Origin of the sequence: Rhodopila sp., from assembly GCF_965277165.1 — a bacterium.
Classification (GTDB): Bacteria; Pseudomonadota; Alphaproteobacteria; order Acetobacterales; family Acetobacteraceae; genus Rhodopila.
Genome location: NZ_CBDICE010000005.1, coordinates 142,789 through 168,895, shown reverse-complemented (window position 1 = coordinate 168,895; position 26,107 = coordinate 142,789). Strand labels below are relative to the sequence as shown.

Below are 26,107 nucleotides of genomic sequence, written 5' to 3'. Positions count from 1 at the left end.
CTTTCGTTCTGGCCAGATAGGTTGTAGAATCAAACGCCTTCAAAGACAGAGCATTAAGGTTGTGTGGTACGAAGAGCGTGTCACACAGATGTCGCTGCGCCTGCCCTCGCTTTCACAAAACCGCAACTTAGGTAAAATCGGAACGGTATTTGACAACCTTTGGCGCACTGGCTTCGGCTCGCTTCAAAACCCAACCGCGCCGTGCCGTCAGGGATCAGCCTGACAGCGGTGGCCGGTCAGAAAGCCCTGTATCGATCGGCATGAACGAGGATCATGCCGCGATACAGTTCGGGACTGTGCAGCTGTTCGTTGTCGTTTACCTCCAAAAACTGGCGATCGGACCGCTCTCCTTTCAGATCAGCCTGCCCATCCTGCTAATGCTCGGCCATGTCGGGTTCATGTTGCTCACCGGACGTATGCAGTTCGCCCCTTTGCGGCTCTGCTGTTACATGATGTTCGCGGGCAGCTGCCTTCTTTCGCAGGCGATTTCCGGCGCTAAATTTTCAATTCCGAGCATCGTAGAGTTGCTGCTTATTTACAGTTTTCTGACGGTCACGTCATTCGTGTCCGAGTCTGCATATCGGCTTTTACTGAAGCGCTTTGTCGCCATGATGATCATTCCGGCACTCATCGTGTTTATTCAATACTTCTACCAAAAGATGACAGGACTCAGCGATCCCATCAGCATGAACCGCCTGTTGCCGAAATCGGTTCTGCTGCAACACTTTTTCTACGACGCACATTACCCCTGGAACTCGACATTCCAACGCCCCAATGGGTTCTTTTTTCTCGAACCCTCGGTTGTATCTTTGTTCGCTGCGTCGGCCGCGATTATCGAGCTGACCTATTTCAAGCGCATTCGATACGCCTTATTGATGATCGCTGCAACCGCCTTCAGCATGGGCGGCACGGGCCTGACAATGCTTTTAATCGCGTCGCCGTTTCTGCTCGCCCGGCAAGCCTTGCCGGTCGCTCTGCTTGTAGTCGTTACCGCTTTCATCGCCCTCTTGGCTGTAGTCACGCTGGACGTGCCGCTTCCACTTCTTTCACGCGTTAATGAACTCCATCATACGACCAGCAGTGCTGGTGGCCGGATTTGGATCCCGGCCCAATATTTTATCAAACTGCTGTTCGATCCTTCTTATTTCCTGGCCGGAACCGGCGCCGGATCGACGACCACCTCGCTGGGGAATCCCTGGCCGGTACTCAAGCTGATAAATGAGTATGGCCTGTTGACCACCATCCTCTACGTTGCGTTGTATCTGATGGCCGTCTCCAGGTCGTATAACCTGCCGTTAGCAATCGCGCTTTCGATTATATTCAATTTTACCGGCGGCTATCTTCTCGATGGGATCATCGTTCAATTCATTGCCCTCATTTTCTGCATGATTGTTCCACTAAGCCGAGGGGCGACCGGGCTTCCCTCAGGCAGCACTCGGTCATCGCGCCAACCGAAGGTTGTCGGCGTCCGCGCTCTGCCCGGAACGCCCTGTTCATCCGGACTTGGATATTGAAAAACTTGGCGCTTTGATCGCATCTATGGCTTCGCTCAACGCTCGGGAGCGTGATAATCGAATGAATCGAGCCACGTTCCATAACAGAACACCGATCATCAACAATCCCGCCAAAAAGGCATAGACGTTGATGGCCCCGAGGGCATCAATCTCAAGGCTGGAAGCAGTACCAATGATCACCGCCGTGATCACCGCGAGGGTTGTCCACCACGAAAGATGCGATGGATTATCAAAAACAAGATAGGCAATCGAGGAATAACTCCTGTACGCAACGATCGCCGCAAACAGCACAAAGCAGGGCAAGACGTGCAGCAGATTTTTCGGCGCCGATAAATGGAGCACGCCGCCAATGTAGAGATGGGATACGAACAGCAGGGCGATTCCGACCAGCACTCCATACCCAAGCCCCATCATCAGCGTAATGCTGGCGAACGCCTGCTGCTTTACCGGTCCACTGGTGTTCCAGACAACGCGGATATAGCTCGACAGCGGTATCAACAGAAGAATGACCGGCACCAGGAAAATCTGGAACAGGCGGACGAGTGTTGCGAACCATGCCGAGGTCTGCGCGCTGGCCACCGTCTCCAACCACACGACCGCCAGACTTAGTGTGGTCGTCAGCAACCCGTCGGCCAGCGCGTAAACCGTCCCCTCGCGGATGATACGCCAAGTGCAATTCCAATTGCCTCCGATCAAATAGGATCGTTTGCGCAGCAGCAAGACCAACGTAAAGAAACTGGCGAACAAGTAGGGGCTGTTGAGCACAAAACCGCTCACGACAAGGTTTTGTCGTGTATACGGCTCCAGAAATCCGAACGAATACGCAATCACTTGCAGGATAATCAATAGCGTGGCCGTAACGTAATGTTCATTATAGGCTGATCGAACATTGTCGAACGTATTGAAAAAGGCAGCGATTACGGGTAAAGCCGCGGCGATCAAATATGCAGCCCCGGCCCCGACCGCCACGCAGTAGATGATGATGACAACTAAGGCAAACAGCAAAGAGACACCGTTCGCGACCGAAAGACTGGCAAAGGCCGCAGCCTCGCCTCTCCTGTCGCCGGCCGAATATGCTTCTCCGACAAGCCGGCGTCCCACGACATTGAACCCACCTGACAGGAAAGCCGCGGCAATGCCTAAAGCCGAAGCTGCCAGCAACTTGGCATAGTCTTCCGTTCCTAATCCGGAGCGGAGAAGCGGCAGAAAAAACAACACACCGATCGAGCCGGGGATTCGGGTCGCGAAATTCGTCCCAAGAGAAAAAAGCAGCTTTCGCTGCTCTGCGTTGGCGCGGCGAAGACGGTTGATCACGTCACAGCCACCGATTCTCGGGTGATCACGTCACAGTCATCTGCGACATAATGGATCGCCGTCCGGTCACTCGTGGGTTGCTCCGGTGGCATCTTTGTTTTCAGCCAGATGGAAGGCATATCGCCGAGGAAGGCAGCCCACCGGGAGAAGGTTGAATTTGATCCAATCAGCAGCTTTGCCTGCGCAAGCGCCAGCAGGTCGCCGATGTCTGTCGGCTCACGCCGCAGGCGGACACCTTCCAAAGCCAATATGTCAGCCAGTTCGTCCTCTCTGCCATCGGAGAAGATGTGGATCGGCAAATCGGGAAAAACCGAGCGCACCCGACGGATGACCCGGTCGTACCAAGCCAATGAGATGCGCATGTTCGGCACTGTCCCGGTCATGATTTGCTCAGGCTGCACCTGCACGAAATCACCCAGCCTGATGTGCACCGCGGCGTAGTCCCCAGATCCCCAGTTTGGGCGTACAACCGGTGGATTTGTCAGGATTTCCAGCAGCCGTTCACGGATCATACCGCGATGCTGATGAAGCCCCTCGAACGAAAATTCTGTAGCCTGCACGATCGTTAGCCCCGCACGGGGGGCGCTGACGAGTTGCCTGGTGCCAAGCTGAATACGGGTATGTCCGGGCCACAGTGATGCCAGACGCAAGGCTTTCATCGGGCCGCCCACCTCATCAGGATGGGCACGAAACATCGTCCCATATCTTCGCAGGCTTCTTTCCATGCGTAGCAGTGGCCCAATCTTAACTGAAGACCACGTCGGGGCGATCAACCGGCCGTTCGCTTGCCTGGCTATCACGACCGCATGGAAATATACGTACAGACAGTTCCCGATACCGGCCCCGGCGATCCGAATGATACCGTAGTCCGGACCGCCCGGCAGACTTGGATATATCCAGGGAGTTGCACGTTCGCGCATAGATGCCCTTGGCTGTCAGGTCATGAGGTTGACCGGCCAGAACGGATAAGCGCCGCCCATGCGGGCCACCCGGTCACTGAACCGGTCTGCCGGCAAGCAGCTTAGCGAACCGCTCGCATTGCTCAACCGTATGCACAAGATCTGTTGTCGGTATCGCAGCAACGGCGTGCTTCAATTCTCCGTAGCGATCCGCCGTGAGCTTAGTAACAAAAGCTTCAAGCTCTTCCTCGGGGTTCTGCAGGATTACGCCAGCGGCGCGATCCTTCAACCAGCGGGCGGTTTCCGTGCCGGCGAGCGCAATGGGAGGGCAGTTGTAAAAACCGCCTTCGTATATACGATTTGGGAGCAACCAATCCGAATTCTGACCCTGCTGCCAAAAGTCGATTGCCCAGGCGAGATGACATGTTTCGTAGATCGAAGCCAATTCGGACTGAGCGTATGGGCCACCGAAGCGCATGTTTTTAAGTGGCAGATTCGCGGCAATAAGTGCCTGCAACGCGCTGGTTGGCCGGCCACGCAGCTCGACGTCAATCAGATTGGGATGGCGCCGAGCAAGGTCCTTCAGGATATAGAAACTCCGGACACAACGGATTTTTCCGAACCAGCCCACTCTCCACGGTGCGCGGTTCCGGGTCATATCAGGTGCTGGGCGCTGCAGATCCGCGGCCGTTTTTATTAGTTTGTTTTCGGACACGACAACTGTTGGCAGCCGTAATCCTAGACGTTCGAAGTAGTTCACTAGAAAACCGGGGGAACTGACTATCAGCGCAGCGGACCTGCGTACAAGCCTTTTCTCCCACCAACGGAGTAACGCCGAGGGTATCCCGCTTGCCAACAGCAATCCATGTATGTCCAAGCATTCGTAAACAAGCCTGACGTTTGCACCCGACCAGGCTCGTGCGGAGTCAGCTACGACCCCCATCTCAACGTTCCGCGCCAGCAGAACATCCGAACGCACCACCAGATCTTTCCAGCGCCCTGCCTCTAGCGAACGGCGCAGGATCTTCACCGCCCGATCCAGAAACCGGGCGTCGAAGGTTCGGCCAAGATCGATAGCCTCGGCACCAGAGACCTGTTGGACTGGATGTTCCGTGCGCCGGAACCCGATCAATGTAACAGTAGCTCCGCCAATCTGCAGCATGTGTACGCGCCGTGCCACCGCCGAATCAGCAAGGTCATTTGCGAAGTAGGTGACGTGTATGACGGCTTGTCCGGCATTTTTGCAAGTGAGATCCAACATGTTCCGGTCTAACCTGCCCGGGCCGAGACGCGCCCTGGTCTATCGCATCTGCGGTGCCGTTGACGCGGTTCCAATCGCCCCGATCCCGTACGCTGCACGCGACTTGCCAGACCTGTTATTTCCCGCGGCACCCGACAATACCTCCTCGAAGGTATCAGCGATCCGATCCAGATTGAAGACCCGCTCGGCATAGGCCCTGCCGTTGGCTCCCAGCTCGGCACGAAGCTGAGGATCGGCGCGCAGTTTTGCAGCCGCAGCCAGAAACCCCCTGATATCGTCTGGTGCCACAACGATGCCGGCGTTCGCACGCACCACCGTGCGTGACGCAAGGTTCCCCCGCGGGGCCGCCAGCAGGATCGGCCGTCCCGCGCAAAGATAAGACTGCACCTTTGAAGGCACTGCAAAGCTCGCTGCCTCGCTGTCGATGGTGGCAACGAGCACGTCGGACGCTGCAAGCACCTGGGGTAGGTCTTCCACTGGCTGCAGCGGTAAAAGCTTCAGTCCCCGAAGACCACGGGCGTTTCGTGCAAGGGCGAGGTGGTCCGCACCCACACCTTCGGCTACCACAACCACCGAAGTGTCCGGCCAATCTTGAGCTGCCAATTCGACCAAAAGCTCGGGCTTATGTTTAAGGCCTAGAGTGCCCGAGTAGGTGAAATTCACCGAACTCTGATACTCATGCTCGCTGGACCATGCATTGACTTTAGGGAGAAACGGAAAGTCACCGATCGCCGCCCAATTTTCGATGACAGTAACCTTTGCTCTGCTGCCCGACCAGGAAGCAGCAAGGGGGACGAAATCGTCGCTGATCGCCACCACCGCGTCGCTATTTCGCAGCTGCCGCCGTTCGAGAAGGCGATACAACCAGCTAATCGGCGCCGCCAACATGCCAAGCTTCCGCCGCAGCAGCACGGTGACGGCAATACTATAGAAATCTTGAAGCCAATAGACAAAGCGAACCTGCATCGTTCTGCAGATCTTCAGGATCTGGCTCTGTGCCTCCGTTGGGGTATTTCCCGAGATCACAACGTCGGGCCGGATGCTCCCGATAACGGCTGCAACTCGCCGTCCATATTCACGGTCGTTAAAGCGCCGCCGAATCAGCGAAGTCTTATCGTAGCCTCTTCCGATGCTGATCCCTTCAATATGCAACCGATGCGTCTCGTCCGTCATATGCTTAAAGTCAGCCTTAGGGCCAGGGTTTTCGCTGAAATAAACGTGCGTCACGTCATGTCCGCGAATCGCCAGTCGCTGGCTGAGGTGCACCTGAAATGGATGTCCGGCGTAATCATGGACCAGAATACGCATTAGGCTGCCTCGAGCCTGGGCATGTCGTAGCCGCCATAATAACCGCCGCTATCGAGGTCCTGAGGTTTGACCCGGGTCAGCAACGCACGCAATTTCGGACGATCCTCGGTCGTAAACCGCTCCATCGCTTGGCTCACAAGATCTGCCCGGGTGAAGCCGGCACGAACGATCAATAGGATGTGCCGGCAATATCTCGCCAATATCAACGGGTCCGCTACTCGCAAGACAGGAGGGCTGTCGAGAATGATGTAATCGTAGCGCTGCTTGCTCTCCCCGATCAGCGTGGCGAAGTGCGGGGCGTTGATTGCGCTTATCGGGTTTCTCGAACTCCCGTTTGCCGGCAAACAATGCAATCCGGACGATGGACACTGCACCACGGCTTCGGACCAGTGCACCTTGCCTGCCAACACGGATTCCAGGGTCTGAGTTGGTTGCAGTCCGAGGATCCTTGATACCTTAGGTCTGCGCAGGTCGGCATCGATCAGAAGCACACGGAAGCCGTCTCCAGCATAAGTTTCGGCCAACGTAGTTGCGAGTGTCGTCTTGCCTTCACCAACCTCGCTGGATGTGACAAGCACGATTTCCGCTTCGTCCCGCGCCATAGGATGCAGCGAAACGCCCAAGGCTCGAAGGGTTTCAGCGAAGGCGGGTAGGTAGCTGATTGTACCGTTGCCGATTCTGCCCTTGATCGCAGGCAGACTTGCCGCGACTGGAAGGCCCGTCGCGATGGCCAGATCCATAGCCGTACCTATGGTGGAGTTGAACATGTAGCGAAGCACAACGGCAGCACTGGCCAAAAGTATTCCGGCCAGGAACCCCAGGATAAGCGCCGGAAAGCCCAGATGTCGTCTGGGTATGTGAGCCGGGGGGAACAAGATGTGCGCGAGGGGTGACTGCGACATCTGCCTCAACACCTGGTCAGCCGCGCTCTTCTGGAAAGCGATATACATCTGTTGCTTCGCTTCGACATCGCTTTTCAGGCTGGCCAGCGTGACTGCGGCAACCGACGAAGCCTGTGATGCAGAGGATTCGGACGCGACCGCCGCTTCCAGATGCTTTACGTTGGCACTGGCGATATCGACGTCACGCCTGATCGATGACGCGAACTTGTCGGTTTCACGTTTGATTTGTGACCGAATACTTAGCAGTGCGGAGTTCAACGGTCTACGCCGCGGATCCAACGGACCGAACAGGGCCAACTTACCAAGCACCTCTGATTCAGTATCATGATAGCGCTGTATGGTTCGCGAATCGAGGACCTCCGGGAGGCTGCTGGCGCCGAAATGCGTGAGAACTTCCAGCTTCGCCTGCTTGCGGGCCAGATCGGCCTGCGCGGTGGAGAGTTGATCCTGGTTCTTGCTTAGTTGAAGCGCTGGTCCCAATGAGCCCTGCACTTCCGGAAGACCGTGCTGCCGTAGGAAGCTTTCGAGGTGCTTTTTCGCATCATCGGCTTCAACCTTGATCGCCGCGGCGCGCTCGAGCATAAGCCGATTTGTCGCAGTCCACTCCTGGCGCTTCGCGTTGCCGAGGTCCGCGATATAGGTGTTCATGATCGCGTTCAGCACGGACACCGCGAGATCGGGTGTTCCTGCTGTAAACTGCAACGATACGACACTGCTCTCCTCGCTGCTCTCGAGCTGGAGGTGTTTTGACACGTACTGGATCGCTGCGTCGACTCGCGCATTCGACGCGTCATCAGGTCGACTGCCACCGTCTACAAAGTCTTTGAGATAATGGGCTCCCTCAAGCGCCGCCGTCTTGAAGCCGGTCAGCACAGACGGGAGGCGTTCGCCGGCAGCAAGGCCCGGGGCTTTGTCAAGATTGAGACTGTTGACGACACGCGCGATCAAACCGCGCGAGCGGATAACATCCTTTTGGGTGCGGAGGATTTCCGCCTGCGTCAGCGTAACACCCTCGGTGCCGCCAGCAGACCCCATCGGCCCAACCCGAGGCGTATCGATGATGAGTGCGCCCTCTGCTACGTAGCTGTCAGGGATAACTTTGGTAACACCGAGCGCGAGCGCACTGGCTAGCAGCCCGCATAGCAGAATCAACCATTTTCGCCGCGAAAGAATTGCGGGCAGAGCCGCCACACTGATCGCGTACCCGTTCACGCGGCCTTCTTAGGCGCGTAGTTCCGCTGCACCTGCTGTTCAACCCAAGCGTACGTCGGTTCCAGCCCGGATCGTAGCGATCGTTCTGGAGCCCAATCCAGCTTTTCCTTGATCAAGCGGTTGTCGGAGTTACGCCCGCGCACCCCCTGAGGACCGGTGATGTGCTTTTTCACCACGTTCTTCCCGGCGATATCGGACACAATATCAACCAGCCCGTCGATGGTGACCATTTCTTCCGATCCGATGTTGACGGGACCTGGAAAACCGGACCGCAACAAATTTGTCGTTCCGTTTATGCACTCATCTATGTAGAGGAATGATCTGGTCTGCTCACCATCGCCCCATATTTCGACTTCGCCGCCATTTCGCGCCTCTGCCACCTTCCTGCAGATCGCCGCCGGTGCCTTTTCTCGGCCACCGGACCAAGTACCATAGGGCCCGAAAATGTTGTGATATCGGGCAACAAAGGTCTGCATGCCGTAGTTACGGCGGTACGCGAAATAAAGCCGCTCACTAAACAGTTTTTCCCAACCATACTCACTATCAGGGGCCGCGGGGTAGGCAGAACTTTCGGAGCACAGCGGATTCGAGGGATCTTCCTGGTTATAAGCGGGGTATATACATGCGGATGATGAATAGAAGATCCGCCCCGCATTCCGACGGTAACACGCATCTAAGACATTGAGGTTAATCGTGGCTGAATTGTGCATGACATCGGCATCATGCTCGCCCGTGAAGATATAGCCGGCGCCCCCCATGTCGGCCGCCAACTGATAAACCTCATCCACACGGCGATCGAAAACCGACCGGCAAAACACCCCGTCGCGGAGGTCTCCAATGACGAAATCGTCGGCCTCCGTAGCGGCGTACTCGTTGTATTTGAGATCGACACCGCGGACCCAGAACCCTTCTTGCTTCAGTCGCTTAACAAGATGGCCGCCGATAAATCCCCCAGCCCCACACACAACAGCAACGCGCGTCATAAAGCGTGCTCCAGTCCCAGCTATTAAACTCTAGAATTGGTTAGGTGTGGTCTGGTCCTTTGACAACAAACAACCAGTTTATTCACATACAAGTGTACCCAATCAGTGGGGCAGAACTCCGTCGCTTTTTGATATTATTGCCGTGATCTCGGAGATTATTTGTTCCGCATTTTGCGGCTGCAAGACGTCACCGTGGTCGCCTGATATCGTCACTACGCGCAATTTCCCCAGGTAGCGGGTCCAGCCGAGATCGGCGTCCGCGCCCAACGGCCAGCTTGAGCCCCTGAAAAGCGTAGTTGGGCATAGGAGCCGATCATCAAAACTGGCCATGCGGGCTAGCCATTCGTTTAGCAGAATGAGATGGAAACGCATCTGTATATTTAAATCTATACGATTGAGCATACGCGGGAACAATCCAAAACCATGTAACCATTTGAACACTGCTCGCGCCCGCTTGGCTTGAGGCCGGAACAGTGCCCCCGCGGAGAAGCGGGCCAACTGGTCAGCAGTTTCACCGCGCCGGATCCCCCGGATGAGCCGATGCAGGCGTTCCGCGGTAGATGCGGGAACCGTGACGACCTGCGGGCGGGCAGGCGCATCAATCAGTCCCAACAAACCAATCCGATGACCCGAGGCAATCATCGCCCGCGCCACGTCACAGGCCATCTGCGCACCGAAGGAATAGCCGAGCAGAAAGACCTTCGCGCGCGGGCCATAGCTCTCAATTTGACCCACACAGTCGGCGACCAGCCGGTCGAGTTCATTCGCGTCTGAGCGCAACCTCGACCAATGGCGATAGTGTATGGGCACAAAGTGCAGTGACGCATCTGGCGGCGACAGCAGGGAGGAAAACTCTCCCACATCCCCGCTCAACCCCGGCAAAAGGAACACTGTCAGATTTTTGTCTTTTTCAAAGCCGGCTTTTCGCAGACACGCCTGAGCTGCAACATCGCAGCCAGACACATCGTCTAGCTGCATGCCCGTCATGGATGTTTCCTAGTCCCATCGAACGGTCTGCTGCAAATCCTCCCGCATGGGACGATGCCTCGCCATATCGCTCGGTCTGTGAGGATTGCCCAGCGTGGGTTTTGAGCTCAGACGGTTTGACCCTAATAGGCATTCTTATGGATGAAACCTTTTATCGCCGTTTGCAGCAAAATTTGTAGATCAAACCACAGAGACAGGTACTGGATATATTGAAGATCGTAATGACAACGCTGCTGGATCTGCTCAACCGTGTCGGTGGGGCCCCGCCGCCCATTAACTTGAGCCCACCCGGTGATGCCCGGCTTTACACGCAACCGAGCCATATAGCCGAATACGGCCGTCGAGTATTGCTGGCCAGCTGCCGTCGCCAAAGGGGAATGCGGACGCGGCCCGACGAGCCACATGTCACCGCAAATGACATTTATGAGTTGCGGCAATTCGTCCAGGCTTGTTTTTCTCAGGAGCGCCCCCATCGGAAAAACCCGGGGATCGTCCAGTGCGGTCAAGATCAGTCTGGAGGAAGGACTACCGTCGACGCGCATCGTCCTGAACTTGAAGATCGTGAACATGCGTCCACCATATCCCTCCCGCTGCTGCTTGAACAGGATCGGGCCGGGACTTGTCAGCCTGATCAGAAGCACTATACCAAGAAGCACGGGCGACGTGGAAATCAGCAACAGAAGCGCGAATGTCCGGTCCCTGACATCCTTGATAACCCAGTGCCACCCGTCCAGCGGCGGATCGCCCACCAGAAATAAAGGTATGTCGGCCATCCTGTAGCCGCTTCTGGTCAGCAATCCGGTCTGAACGCCAAGACTAGGCGGCCACAAAAAGACCCGCACGGGAAGCCAGAGTAGGGACCTGATCAGATCCGCCAGCTTCCCTTGCTCCTGAAACGACGTGCTGATGATGACGTCCTTCACCTCTTTGGCATTGATCAAACGCTGCAGATCCGACAGCTGAGCTGCATCCACGCCCTCATGACAATCAGACGGGGACGTCCAATCCACCGATACAAGTCCGACGACGTTCGCACCACTGCTATCGGCGCGAAGCAATTTCGCGCAACGCTGCGCTTCCGGGCCGGAGCCAATGACTAAAATGTTGTGCTGGAGCCAGCGCGCTCGCACCAACGCATCGGCGACTCGAGCCACAGTCAGGCGAACGCCTACAAGGGTAGCAAGGCCAGCCAACCAACCGAGTATGACAATCCGGCCGACGGATGGCGTCCGCACAAACAACAGGGCTACGAACGACAGTGTCCCCGCGGAAAGCAACCAGCCGATCAACGCCGACTTGCACGAGCGCCGCATATCCAAGATTTCAGAAAAATCGTAAGCCCCGCGATATTGTAGTGCTATGTGAACAAATGCCGCTACGGCGATCCCGACTGCCAGTGACTCAACTTTCTCTACGCTGCCTGTACCACGCGAGAGGACCAAGGCCAACCAGAAGCAGCTATTTGCCGCCACTGCCAGAGCTTCGGCAACCTGCAATGCCGCAATAACGCCCCAACGTGATGCCCACGCCACACTCGGGCGACCAATCTGCACAGCGGACACGCGATCATCGTTACGTCCGGAAAACCGTGTCAGCCACTGCAATATCATGTTCCAATCTATTGCCCAAACCGAGCGCAGGTCAGATATGTTCTCAGGCCGTGTGATAAGGACGTAGGCCCGTTTGCAAAGCAGACAAGCCTCACATTTGCGTTACGCCAGGTCGAATTTCCGGGTTTTTGAAACCATTACTTAATTCTGGAAATTTTTCCGCAATAAACTTTTGGCAAAATCGCCCAAAATGCAGACTTCTGCGGCATAATTCACATTATGGTATTGCGACCATGTCGCGTTTATACTTACGTCTACTACGAAACTGACTATTCAGTGTGAATGTCATGCGTCAGTCTGATTCACAATGCTAATCGATCGGCCGGCCCCACAATAAATTCCTCAACGAGCGCCCAAATAGGCGCAGTCGGTTGAACGGGCTCATTGCAAAACTACCCGTGTTGATGCCGGTGCGGTACCATTCTGACTGCGCTACGAGGCGCGGAACGATGGATACAATGCGTGGTGCCGAGTCGTTATGGCAGTCCCGCAGCACGTGCACAATCTGTCCGAAATCGAAACTTATTAAGCTGCCGTCACCGTCGATCCCCGACGGAGCGTGCAGGGCGATGCCGACCCCGCTGCCCACAAGATCCTGGATGTTGTCCAGCCGGTCATCGATGAATGCCATGTTCTTGCGGTCTACCTGATATCGGCGCTCGATCGCGGGCAGGGCCCAGCTTTTGCGCAGTCCCTTCCTCAGCAGCTGCCACGGGGTCCCATACGCAAACGCGGCACTCAGAATATCCTCTGCGGCCATAAGGCCTGCCACGCCCTTCCGCAACCCAGCGGAGTCCAAAATAACCGCCGCCTCGGCCCGCGAACGGTGGGTCAGTACAACGACGGGCACACCGAGTGCCTCGAGCGCGTTAACCAGCAAATCGTGCAGTAGAACCAGCTCGAGCTTCTTTACGTAGGGCGGGGCCATCTCAAATACGATTACCCCATCCAAATCCAGTAGCAGCAGCGAAATCATCGCCAAAAGCTAAGGCCGTTGTTCGCCAGCCAAGTGAGGGTTTTCTCGAAATATGGGCTATTGTTGGACCACGGATACCACTGGTGCTGACGATTTAGGTAAAGATCCGGGCTCCACTCCCCGGAGTCATCCACCCCTTGATACCAGCAGATTACTGCAACTCTCGCCTTTGCCGCCCCCTTGGCGAAAAGCCTTTCTTTCAAATGCCTGGCGGTCCGCCCGGTTTGGATTGCATCGTCGATGATCATGACGTCCTTGCCGAGGACATCGAATGTGAATGCATCATTCGCTTCCTCCAGGGTGGACGTCCGCTGCTCGAACCACGTCTGCACCGCCCGCATCGGGCGGGTGGTCAGCAGCGATGTTGGGATGCCAAGCGCCTCTTTGAGGGCGAAAAGCTTCTGCTTGTAGCGACTCCCCTTTCGGCGAAGATGGATCACCTGGAACGGAATTCCCAGCTCCTCAGCCACGACCTTCATCGGAAGCAACGCGCCGTTCGCCACGCCCACCAGCAAATCCGGACGGCCCGAGGTGCTGATAACGTCCGCAAGGTCCCGCGATAGAGCGATGGCCTCCTCCACCGTCATATAAACTGTATGGTCGATATCCAGGAACTTGGCATATGCAGTAGATCGAGGTCGGGCAGCGTCGTGTGTCCCGGACATTTTTGCTAAAATCCCTTTAGCGATGATCAGGATCCGACATAGTCCTGATCAAGACTGGTAACACCCTGAGTACCGGATTGGACGACACCCACTGTCGATGCGCGCATGCCCGACCACTCGACCCAACGTCAACCGCGTCATTGGTCCCACCATGCTGATTGTTGTCAGAGTATCGCGGCTTTATGAGCGCCGGATACTTGGAAGCGTCAAGACCGTGGCGGCGACATCCGAAGGCCCTGATATGAGCGCATTGCTCCCCGTCAACGAGATATTCGAGACCATCCAGGGCGAGGGCGCGCACACCGGCACGCCGGCGGTGTTTATCCGCCTGCAAGGCTGCCCGGTCGGCTGCCCGTGGTGCGATACCAAACACACCTGGGAGGGCGGCGCCTTGGACGAGCGCAAACCCGCCGACATCCTGGAAAAGACCATCAGCGCGCCGACCTGGGCACCGTTCGACACCGAACACCTGCTCGATGTCGTCGCCACGCTCCGCCCGCGCCATGTCGTCGTTACCGGCGGGGAGCCTTGCCTCCATGACCTCGAACCGCTGACCGCCGCACTGATCCGGCGCGCCGGGCGCCGAGTGCAGATCGAAACCTCGGGCACCCAGCCAATCCGCGCCGAGCGCGGGACGTGGGTCACCGTCTCGCCAAAAATTGCCATGCCGGGCGGTTTCAACGTGCGTCCCGATGCGCTGGCACGCGCCGATGAGATCAAAATGCCGGTCGGTCGCCCAGACGACATCGAAAACCTGCTCGTGCTGCTGGCCGCCGAACACCATCAGCCAAGCGTGCCGGTGTTCCTGCAGCCGCTTTCGACCTCGCGCAAGGCAACCGAGTTATGCATCGCCGCGGCCAGCGCACATGACTTTCGCATCAGCGTGCAACTGCACGCACTGCTCGGATGGCGCTGAGCCGGTCCGAACGCGCCGAGAGCCACATCGCCGGATCGCTTGCCGCTTTTGTGCGTACGGACCTCGCCGGCAATGCCGCCGCGCTGCGATGAAGCGGCCTGGCAACCTTCCAGCCCGTGACAGTTGTATCCTTTTGAGCTACATCCGCCGGTTCGCACGCAACCGCCAAGATCGGACTGGAAACCCCTGACCACCATGGCCAGCAGCAACGACATCCGCGCCGCCTTCCTGGACTATTTCGCCCGCAACGGCCACACCAAGGTCGCCAGCTCACCGCTGGTGCCGCGTAACGACCCGACGCTGATGTTCACCAACGCCGGCATGGTGCAGTTCAAGAACGTCTTCACCGGCCAGGAAAAACGCCCCTACGTCCGCGCCGCCACGTCGCAGAAATGCGTCCGCGCCGGCGGCAAGCACAACGACCTAGACAATGTCGGCTACACCGCTCGCCACCTGACCTTCTTTGAGATGCTAGGTAATTTCAGTTTCGGCGACTACTTCAAGGAACGCGCCATCCCGTTCGCGTGGGAGCTGCTGACCAAGGACTACGGCCTGCCGAAGGACCGCCTCACGGTGACCGTGTTCGCCGAAGATGACGACGCCGCGGCGATCTGGAAAAAGGTCGCCGGCCTGCCGGATGACCGCATCATCCGCATCGCCACGTCCGACAACTTCTGGCGCATGGGCGATACCGGACCCTGCGGCCCATGCAGTGAGATCTTCTACGACCACGGCCCGGAAGTCCCCGGCGGCCCGCCCGGCAGCGCCCTCGAAGATGGCGACCGCTTCGTCGAGATCTGGAACCTGGTGTTCATGCAGTTTGAGGAAGGTCCTCCGGGCACCCGCGTGGCACTGCCGAGACCCTCGATCGACACCGGGATGGGCTTGGAGCGTTTCGCGACGATCCTGCAAGGCAAGCACAACATTTACGATACCGATACATTTCGTGCCCTGATCCTGGCTTCGGCCGAAGCCACCGGCCAAGACCCCGACGGCCCGCACGCGGTCAGCCACCGGGTCATCGCCGACCATCTGCGCAGCACCTCCTTCCTGATGGCCGACGGCGTGCTGCCCTCGAATGAGGGCCGCGGCTATGTGCTGCGCCGGATCATGCGCCGCGCCATGCGCCACGCCACTATCATGGGATCCAAAGACCCGGTGATGAACCGCCTGGTGCCGACGCTGATCCGCCAGATGGGCGCCGCCTACCCCGAACTGGTGCGCGCCGAGACGCTGATCGCCGAAACCCTGTTGCTCGAGGAAACTCGCTTCAAGACCTTGCTCGACCGCGGCCTGCACCTGCTGGCCGAGGAAGTTGCTGCGTTACCCGACAACCCCGCTAGTGGCACTGGAGCAATTCGGCTTTCGGCCAGTGGTCAAATGACCAATGAGTCCGCCAAAGCGCCCCTACCGGGCCAAGTTGCTTTCCGCCTCTATGACACCTACGGCTTCCCGCTCGACCTGACACAGGATGCGCTGCGCGAACAGGGCCGGTCGGTCGATCTGGACGGCTTCAACCTGGCGATGGCCGAACAGCGCACGCGCGCCCGCGCGGCCTGGGCCGGGTCCGGCGATGCCGCCACCGAACGGGTGTGGTTCGAGATCAAGGAAGCCGCCGGCGCGACGGAATTCCTTGGCTACGCTACCGAAACCGCCGAGGCCGAGATCATGGCCATCGTGGTCGACGGCGTTTCGGCCGACTCCGCGCCTGCCGGCACCGACCTGGCGATCGTGCTGAACCAGACCCCATTCTACGGCGAGAGCGGCGGCCAGGTCGGCGATGGGGGTATCATCACCGGACCCGACGGCCTTCTGATCGCCGTCACCGATACGCAAAAGAAGCTCGGCGACCTGTTCGTCCATCACGGCCGCGTCGAGGCCGGTGTGGCTCGACTTCACACTCCCGCGGTTGCCGCTGTCGATCATCCTCGCCGCACCGACATTCGCGCCCATCACTCCGCCACCCACCTGCTGCATGAGGCGCTGCGCCGCAAACTCGGCACCCATGTGCAGCAGAAAGGCAGCCTCAACGCCCCGGACCGGCTGCGCTTCGACGTCTCCCAGCCGCGCCCGATCACCGCCGACGAACTGCACTGGGTCGAGGCCGAGGTGAACGCCCGCATCCGCGAGAATTCCGAGGTCACCACCCGCCTGATGACCCCCGGAGCGGCGGTCGAACTCGGCGCCATGGCGCTGTTCGGCGAAAAATACGGCGACGAGGTCCGCGTCGTGGCGATGGGCGAACCCGACGGCAACAAGCCGGCCTGGTCGATCGAATTGTGCGGCGGCACTCATGTCCGCCGGACCGGCGACATCGGCTATTTCCGCATCGTCGGCGAAGCCGCCGTCGCCGCCGGAGTGCGCCGGATCGAGGCGGTCACCGGCGCCGCCGCCGAGGCCGTGGTCGCCGAAATCCAGGCCCGTCTGAACGCCGCCGCCGGCGCGCTCCGCACCGCGCCCGCCGAGGTGCCAGACCGCATCTCCACGCTGCTGGAAGACCGCAGGCGATTGGAACGCCAGATGGCGGACCTGCGGCAGAAGCTCGCCACCGGTGCCGCCGCCAGCGCGGCCGAGGACGTCGGTGGGATCATGCTGACCGCGCGCAACCTGGGTGAAGTGCCAGCGAAGGACCTGAAAGCTCTGGCCGATTCGATCGGCAAGCAGCAGGGGTCAGGCGTCGTGGCCCTGGTGTCGGAGAACGACGGCAAGGCCAGCATCGTGGTCGCGGTATCGCCCGATCTGACCGGCCGAGTCAGCGCGGTTGACCTGGTGCGGGTCGCGTCCGCCGCAGTCGGCGGCAAAGGCGGCGGCGGACGCCCTGACCTGGCCCAGGCCGGCGGCCCTGACGGCGCCAAGGCGGATGAAGCGCTGGCGGCGGTCCGTGGCGCATTGCTGAACAGAGCCTGAATGGTCGGCCGATTGCCGAAACTATTCGTGCGGCTGTCTGTTCCCTGGCCACGCCGGCACCTGCAGGGGGGTCATCGGGTTGTTGATCGAATCGCTGACGTTTTCCCGGATCCGTTCTCCTCGGCGAGCGTTTACACTGTCAGCCGGTGGCCAAAACTCGACTTTCGACTGGTCGAGTAGACAGCCTCGGAACTAGGAGCACTCGATGAAACCCCTGCTGGCCCTGGCCACACTGGCGCTGACCGCGCTAATCTTCGAGGAAAGAGCCCGTCAGGTCGCGGGTGACGCGCACGAAGCACTTGACAGCGCGGTGGGGCAGGCGCGCGGCGCCAAGCAATCCTTGGTCCAGCAGGTGGAGCAGCAGCCGCTGATCTCGCTTCTGGTTGCGGGAGGCTTGGCCTACGCGCTTGCCTCGATTATTCCGAGCCGTGAATAGAAGACCCCTCAACTAAATCTCGCCCTAACCAAATCGCTGTCAGGCTTCAAATCCCACCTTCTCGGGCCAACAACGACTGCCAACCTCATGAGGAAAATACCATGTCGATCATCGCTTGGCTCATTCTGGGTCTCATCGCCGGCTTTATCGCCAGCAAGTTGGTCAATAAATCAGGCGAGGGACTCATGCTTGACATCGTCCTCGGAATCGTCGGGGCATTCGTCGGAGGATTTTTGTTTTCCCTGGTTGGCGCCGCGCCGGTGACCGGGTTAAACATCTATAGTCTGATCGTCGCCGTCATCGGCGCGGTTGTTGTGTTGGTGATCTACCACGCGATCGCCGGACGGCGCGCCATTTGACCAAATTCCGGCGCCGGTTTACCGGCGCCGGACAGTGATACTGGCGGTCAGATGTTGCCGGCGATCCAATCCTTCAGCTTGCTCTTCGGCAGTGCGCCGACTTGGGTCGCCGCAGGCTTGCCGTCCTTGAACAGGATCAGCGTGGGAATGCCGCGCACCGCGAACTGGTTGGGCGAGGCGGGGTTGTTGTCGATATCCACCTTCGCCACCGTCAACTTGCCGGCAAACTCGCCCGCTAATTCCTCCAGCGCCGGCCCGATCATCTTGCATGGGCCGCACCATTCCGCCCAGAAGTCAACCAGCACCGGGCCGGTCTTGCTGGCCTGCACTACATCGGCATCGAAGCTTTTATCGGTTACGGGAACTGTGTTCGCGCTCATCAAACGCTCCTGGAATTTCACTTGCTGAAAAGGTGGGATGCAAGGGCATCGCGGTCAAGCCGCGTGGTTCGCATCGCGGTCAAGCCGCGTCGCTGGCATGGCCGGGATCGTGCGGATCGAGCATCTCGTCGGGCAACATCGTCACCCGAGCCTCACGCGTCCAGATCAATGCACAGCGCACCGCCCGGTGCGGAAAGATCGCCTGCAACACCGCGCGGTATGACGCCATCTGCCTTAGGTAGAGCACCGGCGTATCCTGCACCCGCACGGGCGGCCGCCGGTTGGTCTTGAAGTCGGCGACCAGCACATGGTCGGCCAGCACCACCAGACGATCGACCAGGCCGCCGATCACCTGATCGGCGATCACCCCGGTCAACGGCACCTCGGCGCGGCTTCCGGGCCCGAACAGCGCCTCGAGGTCGGGATGCGCCATCACCGCCAGGACCTCGCAGGCGATGCGTTCCGGCTCACCGGCCGCGATGCGATGTCCCGGCTTGTCCAGAAAGCGGATCGCGGCATCCCGCCGCGCCTCCGCCGGCAACGCCGGCAGATGCTGTAGAAGTGCATGGATCAACTGGCCGCGGCGGAACCGGTCGGCGCCAGCATCGCGGTCGGCCAGCGGCGAGTCGGCGGCCGGGATTGGCCCAAGCTCGACACCGTCCGGCCGGCTCGGCGCCAGCGGCATCGGTCGGAGCGGTTCCGCCGGGGGAGCCGCGGCCAGCCACGCGGGAGCGGTGCCGATCCAGCTCGGCAGGTCTCCGGCTTGGTAAGCGGCTGGTGCCAATGCCGGACGGTCCGCCGCGATCGCCTGTGGCGCGCGCAACCACAGCCGTTCGCCGGCCCACGCACCGAAGGGCTCGCGTTCGGCACCGGCCACCTCGAACCCGCGCCGAACCAGATCGTGCCAGCAATTGTCCTTCGTCGCGTTGCGGTTCTGCCAGCCACAGACCAGCAGCCGGTCCTCGGCTCTGGTCAGCGCCACGTAAAGCAGTCGATTGTGCTCCTCCATCCGTCGCTGGCGGCCAGCGACGCGCAGCCGATCCAGTGCGGAGCAACGGAACTCCCTGCGCGGCAGCCACAGCGGCACGGCGCGGGCGGTGTGCGCGTCGTCGGCCCACACGATCGAGCCATCGTCCGGCGGCAGCGCCGAAGTGTCCGGCACGATCACCAACGGCGCCTGCAGCCCCTTGGCGCCGTGTACCGTCATGATCCGCACCAGGTTGCCGGCGGCTTCGGCCTCTCGCTTCACCTCGGCACCGGACCGGCGCAGCCACTGCAGGAAGCCTTGCAGAGACGGCGGATGGCGATGGGCGTAGGTCAGCGCGGCATTCAGCAATTCATCGATCGGTTCGGCTGCTTCCGGGCCCAGGCGGCCAAACAGGCGGGCGCGTCCACCAAGCGGTCCGAGTGCCTCGGCGAACAGCGCGTAGGGCGAGACGTAATCGACGCGGATCAGCAGCAAACTGAAGAAATCCACCGCCTGGCGCCACGACGGACGTTCATCGGCGCGCGCGCGCACGGCGTCCCAAAGCGAGCCGGAGCGGTCGATCGCCAATTCGCACAGGTCGTCATCGGTTAGGCCGCCGAGCGGGCTTGTCAGCAAGCAACCCAAATTCAGGTCGTCCGACGGCAGCAACAAGGCGTCGCCCAGCGCCATCAGATCCTGCACCGCCGGCTGGTCGGTCAGCACCATCCGGTCCAGCCCAGCCACCGGCACATCGCGGGTTTTCAGCGCCCGCAGCAACATGCGGGCGAACGCGTCGCGCCGCCGCACCAAAATCAGCACGTCACCGGCAGCCAGCCGCCGGCCCTTGCTTTGAAGCAACACGGACCCATCGGTCTGGGAGCGGATCCAGTCGGCCAACGTGTCGGCCAGCTTCTGGCGCGCCGAGGTCAGCGACTGGTTCTGCTCCGGCACCGTCCACGGGCGGTGCGGCTCGGGATCGGCGACCGGCGCCAGCGGCCAGAGCTCTACCAGCCCGCCATGGCCGGCGCGATCGGCGTAGTGCGTCAGGGTCTCGCCCGCCGCGACCACGCCCGGCCGCGCCAGCGGATCGGCGAACACAGCATCCACCAGTGCCAGCACCGGCGCGGTGGACCGGAACGACACGTCCAGCCCGACATCGCGGAACACCTGGCCGCCGCGCCGCACACGGTATGCCAGTTCGTCGTGCGAGCGGTCGAATTCCGCCGTGTCGGCGCCCTGGAAGGAATAGATCGACTGTTTGCGGTCACCCACCGCGAACACCGTGCGCGGCCGCTCCTGCGCGGCGGCGAAGAATTCCTCGGTCAGCGCGTGGGCAATGCGCCATTGCTGCGGCGCAGTGTCCTGCACCTCGTCGAGCAGCAGGTGGTCCAGCCCGCCGTCGAGCTTGTACAGCACCCAGGCGGCGCCAGGATCGAACAGAAGCGTGCGGGTACGGTCGATCAGGTCGTCGTAGTCCAGCAGTCCGGCGTCGTCCTTGCGCTGAGTGTAGCCGCGCGACACCGGCCCGGCCAGCATCGCCAGCGCGCCGGAGACCGCCGCCAGGCGGATCGCGCGGCGCTGATCCTCGATGCCCGCGATGCGGTCGGCTTCTTCTAGGTAGCGGTCCAACACCGATGGCGTGTTGCTGAACGATTTGCCGACCAAGTTGGACGCGGCAAAAGGCTGGCCGTCCTGCTTCAGGAACAGACCGCACCAGTCCGCCCAGGTGGCATGCCGACACTTCCCGTCCTGGGTCAGCCAGTCCAGGATCCCAGCCGCGCGCGTGGCGATCGTCGGCGCGCTGCCGGGAAGCACCTGGCGGGCGGCATCGCGCAGGGCGGATTCTCCAAGCCATGCTACCGCCGCCGCCAACAGCGAGTCCTCGTCTTCCGCGGCCACGCCCAACACCCGGCGCTGCGCCCGCTGCAAGTCGTCGCCGAGCGCCAGCGCCGCCTCCAGCCGTGGGCGGTCGGACTGCAACGTCTTGACGTAGCCGCCGAATGCCTCGGCCGAGGCCAGCCCAGCCAGGCTTCGCAGCGCCTGCTGCATCGGCCCGGAGCCAGCATTGGTCAGCATGTCCTCGCGCGCCTCGGTCAGCGCGTCGTCGGCGTCGCGGTCATCGACCAGTTGGAAATGCGGCGAGATTGCCGCCTCCAGCGGGAACCGGCGCAGCAGCGACTGGCTGAAGGCGTGGATCGTGCCGATCCGCATGCCGCCCGGCAGGTCCAGCACCCGGGCGAATAGCGCCCGGGCAGTCTGGCAGTTGGCTTCGCTTGGCGCCACGCGTAGCCGGGTCAGTTCGGCTTCCAGTTGTTGTTGCGCCATGGTGACCCAGCTTCCCAGCGTGCGCTGCAGTCGCAGCGCCATCTCCGCCGCCGCCGCCTTGGTGAAGGTCAGGCACTGGATGCGTTGCGGCGCGGCGCCGCTCAGCATCAGCCGCAACAGCCGATCGGTCAGCAGCTTGGTCTTGCCCGAACCGGCCGAGGCGGCGACGAACGCCGACACCGCCGGATCGGACGCCACCAGTTGTTCGCGGTTGGCGCGCTGGCGCGCGGTCTCAGTCTTGGCGCGCGGGCGCGCGGGCTCAGTCATCGTCGTCTCCCGCCGCCGACCATTCCGCCACCCGGGCGAGGTGCTCGTAGTCGGAGAACCGCGGCGCCAGGCCAGGATGTGGGCGCGACAGATAGGCCCGGTCCGGCTGGTCGAACGCATCGATCAGGGCGCACAGGTGGTCCTTGGCATCGATCACCGCGTCCGGGATCGCGCCTGGGTTCTTACGATACAGCGGCACCGCTTCGCCAGGATCGAGGCCGCCAGATAGGCGCCAGTAAAGCAGCGCCGCCGTGGTGCCGCGCAGATCAGGCCCAAAGCCGCCATCCAGTGCCATTGCCGCCTCCAGCAGCAATTGCGGTGCCAGACCAGCCTCGACGTCCTTTTGGCTGGGCGGGGTGCCGGTCTTGTAATCGAGGATCGCCAGCGAAGCGTCCTCGTAACGCTCGATCCGGTCGGCGCGGCCGGTCAGGCGGAACCGCCCGCCGGGACGCAGCAACTCGATCGCGCCTAGCGCCTCGGTGGCGATCGCCACCGGCGCGCGGGCGGCGCGGCGTTTGGCCTCGGTGTCCGCCACCCAGTCGGCGATGCGCTCCAGCCGCGGTGACCACCAGGCTACCAGCGCTTGCCGCAGGCCGGCGGCGCCGAGTGCCTGGGCCATGGCGAGACGGAGTTCGTCGGCGGCGTCGGCGGGCCAGGCGGCGCTGTGCCGGCGCAGGAAGCGGTGCAAGCCGTCATGCACCAGTGATCCGTAATCCGCGGCGTCGGTGGCTTCATCCAGCGGCTGCAACGCTTTCAGCCGCAATATGAAGCGGGCGTGGATCGCGTAGGGATCGCGCAGCCAGGTCTCGATCGCGGTAACGCTGAGCTGACGGGGCCGTTTGGCTACGGGTGGGCATGGCCGTGGCGGTCGGACAGGGGAGGGTGGTCCGGCCGGCAGATCGATCGTGCGGGCCCAGGCAACGGCGGGGTGTTCGGGCAGGGCTTGGATGGCCGCTGCGGCGTAATGTCCGGACTCTAGGATTGCGTCACGGCTGCGTTCAGCCGGCGCGACGATTGTTTCATGGCCGGGGAGAGCGCACGATCGGCGGCGTTTGCTTGACCCCGAGGACACAGCGGGATCGCCCGGCCTCGAATGGGCGCCCGGCAACCGCGCTCGGCCGGTGAGGAACATGTCGAGCCGGGTCAGCCAGCGCGCCGGCACCGCCGGGGCGTTGTCGCGGCGCACCGGGCAAGACAATACGACGTTCGGCGCCAGGCAGCAGGCAGCCAGGAAATCATGCGCAGCCTGCCCCACCGCCTGCTCCGGCGCCGGCAGACCGACCCGCGCCCGCATTGGGCGCGACAGCCACGGTCCCGGTTCGGCGATCGGCGGCCAAATCCCTTCGGCCAACCCACCAAGCACCGCGACATCGACCGACTGCAGCCGAGCCTCCAGCAGCCCCCATATGAATATGCGCGGATGCTCGGCGCCGCCACGTCCACGCACGGCGCGCCGGCTGCGCACCACCTCGCCTTCCAGGATCGCGTCGAGCAATCCGGGCAGCACGCCGCGCCTGAGGTCGGGCATCAGCCGCGCCGCGTCCCGCATGGCGGCCAGCCGGGCTGCCACCGCCTCGCCCTCCTCGCCCGCCCAAAGCCGGGCCGGCCCTGGCGTGTCGTCTGTCGCGGCCAGGTGTTCGGCGGCTTCGATGACAGCGCCCAAGGCTTCGGCCGGTGCAATCTCCATCGCCGCGTCGATCCGCAGCAGCGGTTCCAGGCAAACCTCAAGCCGCGCCAGGAATTCGGCGATCCAGGCGCCCCCCTGATCGGCGCGCAGGCGCAGGCCGGCGATGCCGCGCCCCGGGCGCGGTCCGCGCAGACACAGCGTCTCCAATCTGCGAGCCGCGTCCCGGCAGCCGATCGGACTGATGCCGGCGGCCGAAAGCGGATGTTTCAGTAATGCCAATAGCGGCACTGGCGCCAGTTCCTCGGCGACCGCGCGCACCAACAGGCGGAGCAACACGCCCGGAGGGGTTTCGGCCAAAGGCTCCCCGGCGCTGTCATCGGCGACGATGCCGAAGCGCAGCAGCGCGGCCGCCACCCGTCCGGCGAGGTCGCGGTCCGGCGTCACCAGCGCGGCACGGGCACCCGGTGTTTCCAGTGCCTGACGCAGGACCAGCGCGATCGCCAGCGACTCCTGCTGCTGGTCCGCGGCGCGCAGCCGCGACAGCCCGTCGAGCGCAACCGGCGCGCGATCCATCCAGTCGTGTAGCGCGGCGGCCGGCAGCATGGCACGCGACAGCACCGCGAACCGGGCCGGCGGAACCATCATGACGGCATGGTCGCGCTGAACTCGGGCGGCATCGCAATCGCCCGAAACCTCTGTTCCAACACCACTGTCCCATGGCCGCACATCGCCACGGGTCGCGGCCAGATCGGACAGCAGGCGAGCCAGACCCGCCTGGGCGTGCGATGGCTCCATCTCGTCCCACGCCGCCGGCGGCATGCCAAGGTCCAAATGCGGCAGCACCACCTGCCCGCCGGGCATCCGCGCCACCACCCGCAACAGCCGCGCCACGGCGGGAATACCGGCGGTGGTGCCGGCGATCAGCACCGGATCGGCCGGCGGGTTGTCCTGCCATTCGCGCGCCTGAGCCGCCAGTAGCGCCACCTGTCGCGCGGCCGGGTTCATCACCCCGTTATCGGCCAGCCAGGCCGGCCAGATGCCGGTCACGATATGCAGGAATTTCAGCGTCCGCGTCCAGTGCGCGGCGTATTCCGGGTCGGCCGCGTCGGGCAACCGAGCGGAAAGGTCGATTTCGGCACGCTCCGCCTCGTCCATCAGCGCGGCGAGTTCACCGGCCAGTAGCCAGGCGCGGTCGGCGGTGCGCGGCGCCCCGCCGTCACCGCGCAGCGCCAGTATCAGCGCGCTCAGCGCGGCCAATCGCTGCATCGGGTCCACCGCCGGCGGCAGGTCCAACGCTCCGGCCAGTGCCAGCGGCGTCTCGTCCAGCGCGCCCAGCGCCACGATCCGGGGCAACAGCAACGGGCGGCCGTCAACAACTCGCAGGAACGCCTCAGCCAGCGCGCGGGCCGACCGCCGGGTCGGCAACAGGATCAGGCCGCGGCTGGGGCCCAACGGGTCATCGCCCGTGGCGCGATGCCGACAACGCGCCAACCAGCCGCTCGCCAGCGCATCCAGGAACGCGAGATGCGGCGGGACGGCAAAAAGATTCAATGCCACGGCCACATTGCATCGCCGGTAACCCTGGCCTCGAGGATCTGTTCCGCCTCCGCCAGGTCGGCCGGGGTGGACAGGTGAAACCAGATGCCGTCGTGCACCACCGCCCGCAATCGGCCGGCCTCCAGGGCGATGTCCCAGGCTCGGTTCATGCTGAACGCGCCGTCAGGCATCCCGTGCAGCAGGCGCGGGTGGATGAGTTGCACGCCGGCATAAATGTAAGGCACCACCTCGCGCTCACCGCGCCGGCGCGGTATCCCCCATTTGTCCAGCGCGAAGTCGCCCCGTCCGACATCAGCGTGGACATGCGAGGTGCGGTGTACCAGCAGCACGGCATCAACCGTGTCGTCGAACATCGCGGCCAGCCGGAGCAAGGCGGAAATCGGCCCGTTCAGCCAGAATGCATCGCCGTTGACGACAAAGAACGGCTCGCCGCCAAGCACCGCGCGCGCCGCCCGAACCCCGCCGCCGGTTTCCAGCAGGTGTTCCTCACGCAGCAGCACGGTGCTGGGCGGCGCCGGGCGCTGCAGCAGATGCGCGGCCACCGCGTCGGCCTGCCAATGCGCGTTGACTGCGACGCTTTCAACTCCGGCGTCCACCAAGTGATCGAGCGCGTGGTCCAGCAGCGCTCGCCCGCCCAGGCGCAACAGCGGTTTCGCCGTGGTATCGGTCAGCGGCCGCATTCGGCTGCCCAGACCGGCGGCAAGAACCATGGCGGAGCGTGGACAAAGGGTCATG

The 26,107-nt window shown here is 61.8% G+C and carries 19 protein-coding genes; 5 read left to right on the top strand and 14 right to left on the bottom strand.

The window, feature by feature from the left end; translation table 11 throughout:
* Window positions 1-149: 149 nt before the first annotated feature.
* On the top strand, window positions 150-1,514 hold the full coding sequence (locus ACQY4Y_RS01150; protein WP_428488740.1) for a hypothetical protein: 1,365 nt from the start codon (window positions 150-152) through the stop codon (window positions 1,512-1,514).
* Here the strand turns inward: ACQY4Y_RS01150 and ACQY4Y_RS01145 are convergent.
* The 10 genes from ACQY4Y_RS01145 to ACQY4Y_RS01100 all read right to left on the bottom strand — a co-directional run bounded on the left by ACQY4Y_RS01145 (window position 1,494) and on the right by ACQY4Y_RS01100 (window position 13,631).
* Window positions 1,494-2,828, bottom strand: a complete 1,335-nt coding sequence (locus tag ACQY4Y_RS01145) for a hypothetical protein (RefSeq protein WP_428488739.1) — start codon at window positions 2,826-2,828, stop codon at window positions 1,494-1,496. The two genes, ACQY4Y_RS01150 and ACQY4Y_RS01145, sit on opposite strands and share 21 nt — an antisense overlap.
* Window positions 2,825-3,523, bottom strand: coding sequence for an alpha-1,2-fucosyltransferase (locus tag ACQY4Y_RS01140; protein ID WP_428488738.1), 699 nt, complete (start codon window positions 3,521-3,523; stop codon window positions 2,825-2,827). The genes ACQY4Y_RS01145 and ACQY4Y_RS01140 overlap by 4 nt, the downstream gene beginning before the upstream one ends.
* Before the next feature lie 298 nt (window positions 3,524-3,821).
* Complete coding sequence (locus ACQY4Y_RS01135) at window positions 3,822-4,988, bottom strand: hypothetical protein (RefSeq protein WP_428488737.1); 1,167 nt, start codon at window positions 4,986-4,988, stop codon at window positions 3,822-3,824.
* 39 nt (window positions 4,989-5,027) lie between these two features.
* Window positions 5,028-6,296, bottom strand: coding sequence for a glycosyltransferase family 4 protein (locus ACQY4Y_RS01130; RefSeq protein WP_428488736.1), 1,269 nt, complete (start codon window positions 6,294-6,296; stop codon window positions 5,028-5,030).
* Window positions 6,296-8,410 (bottom strand): GumC family protein, encoded by a 2,115-nt coding sequence (locus ACQY4Y_RS01125; RefSeq protein ID WP_428488735.1) that lies wholly within the window; start codon window positions 8,408-8,410, stop codon window positions 6,296-6,298. Before ACQY4Y_RS01125 ends, ACQY4Y_RS01130 begins: the two co-directional genes overlap by 1 nt.
* Window positions 8,407-9,393, bottom strand: a complete 987-nt coding sequence (locus ACQY4Y_RS01120) for an NAD-dependent epimerase/dehydratase family protein (RefSeq protein ID WP_428488734.1) — start codon at window positions 9,391-9,393, stop codon at window positions 8,407-8,409. The genes ACQY4Y_RS01125 and ACQY4Y_RS01120 overlap by 4 nt, the downstream gene beginning before the upstream one ends.
* A gap of 102 nt (window positions 9,394-9,495) precedes the next feature.
* Window positions 9,496-10,380, bottom strand: a complete 885-nt coding sequence (locus ACQY4Y_RS01115; RefSeq protein ID WP_428488733.1) for a thioesterase domain-containing protein — start codon at window positions 10,378-10,380, stop codon at window positions 9,496-9,498.
* A 122-nt stretch (window positions 10,381-10,502) separates the two neighbouring features.
* Window positions 10,503-11,984: an exopolysaccharide biosynthesis polyprenyl glycosylphosphotransferase gene (locus tag ACQY4Y_RS01110; protein ID WP_428488732.1), complete on the bottom strand. Its 1,482-nt coding sequence runs from the start codon at window positions 11,982-11,984 to the stop codon at window positions 10,503-10,505.
* A gap of 316 nt (window positions 11,985-12,300) precedes the next feature.
* On the bottom strand, window positions 12,301-12,966 hold the full coding sequence (locus ACQY4Y_RS01105) for an HAD family hydrolase (RefSeq protein WP_428488731.1): 666 nt from the start codon (window positions 12,964-12,966) through the stop codon (window positions 12,301-12,303).
* On the bottom strand, window positions 12,963-13,631 hold the full coding sequence (locus ACQY4Y_RS01100; RefSeq protein WP_428488730.1) for a phosphoribosyltransferase: 669 nt from the start codon (window positions 13,629-13,631) through the stop codon (window positions 12,963-12,965). The genes ACQY4Y_RS01105 and ACQY4Y_RS01100 overlap by 4 nt, the downstream gene beginning before the upstream one ends.
* 241 nt (window positions 13,632-13,872) lie before the next feature.
* Between ACQY4Y_RS01100 and queE the strand changes: the two genes are divergently transcribed.
* The 4 genes from queE (at window position 13,873) to ACQY4Y_RS01080 (ending at window position 18,249) form a co-directional block, all read left to right on the top strand.
* A complete protein-coding gene (gene queE, locus ACQY4Y_RS01095; protein WP_428488729.1) occupies window positions 13,873-14,547 on the top strand; it encodes a 7-carboxy-7-deazaguanine synthase QueE in 675 nt (224 codons plus the stop codon).
* A gap of 195 nt (window positions 14,548-14,742) precedes the next feature.
* Window positions 14,743-17,454 (top strand): alanine--tRNA ligase, encoded by a 2,712-nt coding sequence (alaS, locus tag ACQY4Y_RS01090; RefSeq protein WP_428488728.1) that lies wholly within the window; start codon window positions 14,743-14,745, stop codon window positions 17,452-17,454.
* Window positions 17,455-17,659: 205 nt separating this feature from the next.
* Window positions 17,660-17,890: a hypothetical protein gene (locus ACQY4Y_RS01085; protein ID WP_428488727.1), complete on the top strand. Its 231-nt coding sequence runs from the start codon at window positions 17,660-17,662 to the stop codon at window positions 17,888-17,890.
* A 101-nt stretch (window positions 17,891-17,991) separates the two neighbouring features.
* Window positions 17,992-18,249 carry a GlsB/YeaQ/YmgE family stress response membrane protein gene (locus ACQY4Y_RS01080; RefSeq protein ID WP_428488726.1) on the top strand — a complete coding sequence of 86 codons (258 nt, stop codon included), beginning with the start codon at window positions 17,992-17,994 and terminating at the stop codon, window positions 18,247-18,249.
* A 47-nt stretch (window positions 18,250-18,296) separates the two neighbouring features.
* On the opposite strand, the gene trxA is transcribed toward ACQY4Y_RS01080, so the two are convergent.
* From trxA to ACQY4Y_RS01060, 4 genes are all read right to left on the bottom strand, one after another.
* The gene (gene trxA / locus ACQY4Y_RS01075) at window positions 18,297-18,629 is read right to left on the bottom strand and encodes a thioredoxin TrxA (RefSeq protein ID WP_428488725.1); all 333 of its coding nucleotides are present in this window, start codon (window positions 18,627-18,629) and stop codon (window positions 18,297-18,299) included.
* A gap of 79 nt (window positions 18,630-18,708) precedes the next feature.
* Complete coding sequence (gene addA, locus ACQY4Y_RS01070; protein WP_428488724.1) at window positions 18,709-22,188, bottom strand: double-strand break repair helicase AddA; 3,480 nt, start codon at window positions 22,186-22,188, stop codon at window positions 18,709-18,711.
* A complete protein-coding gene (gene addB / locus ACQY4Y_RS01065; protein ID WP_428488723.1) occupies window positions 22,181-25,372 on the bottom strand; it encodes a double-strand break repair protein AddB in 3,192 nt (1,063 codons plus the stop codon). The genes addA and addB overlap by 8 nt, the downstream gene beginning before the upstream one ends.
* Window positions 25,363-26,106, bottom strand: coding sequence for a nucleotidyltransferase family protein (locus tag ACQY4Y_RS01060; protein ID WP_428488722.1), 744 nt, complete (start codon window positions 26,104-26,106; stop codon window positions 25,363-25,365). The genes addB and ACQY4Y_RS01060 overlap by 10 nt, the downstream gene beginning before the upstream one ends.
* Window position 26,107 lies beyond the last annotated feature (1 nt).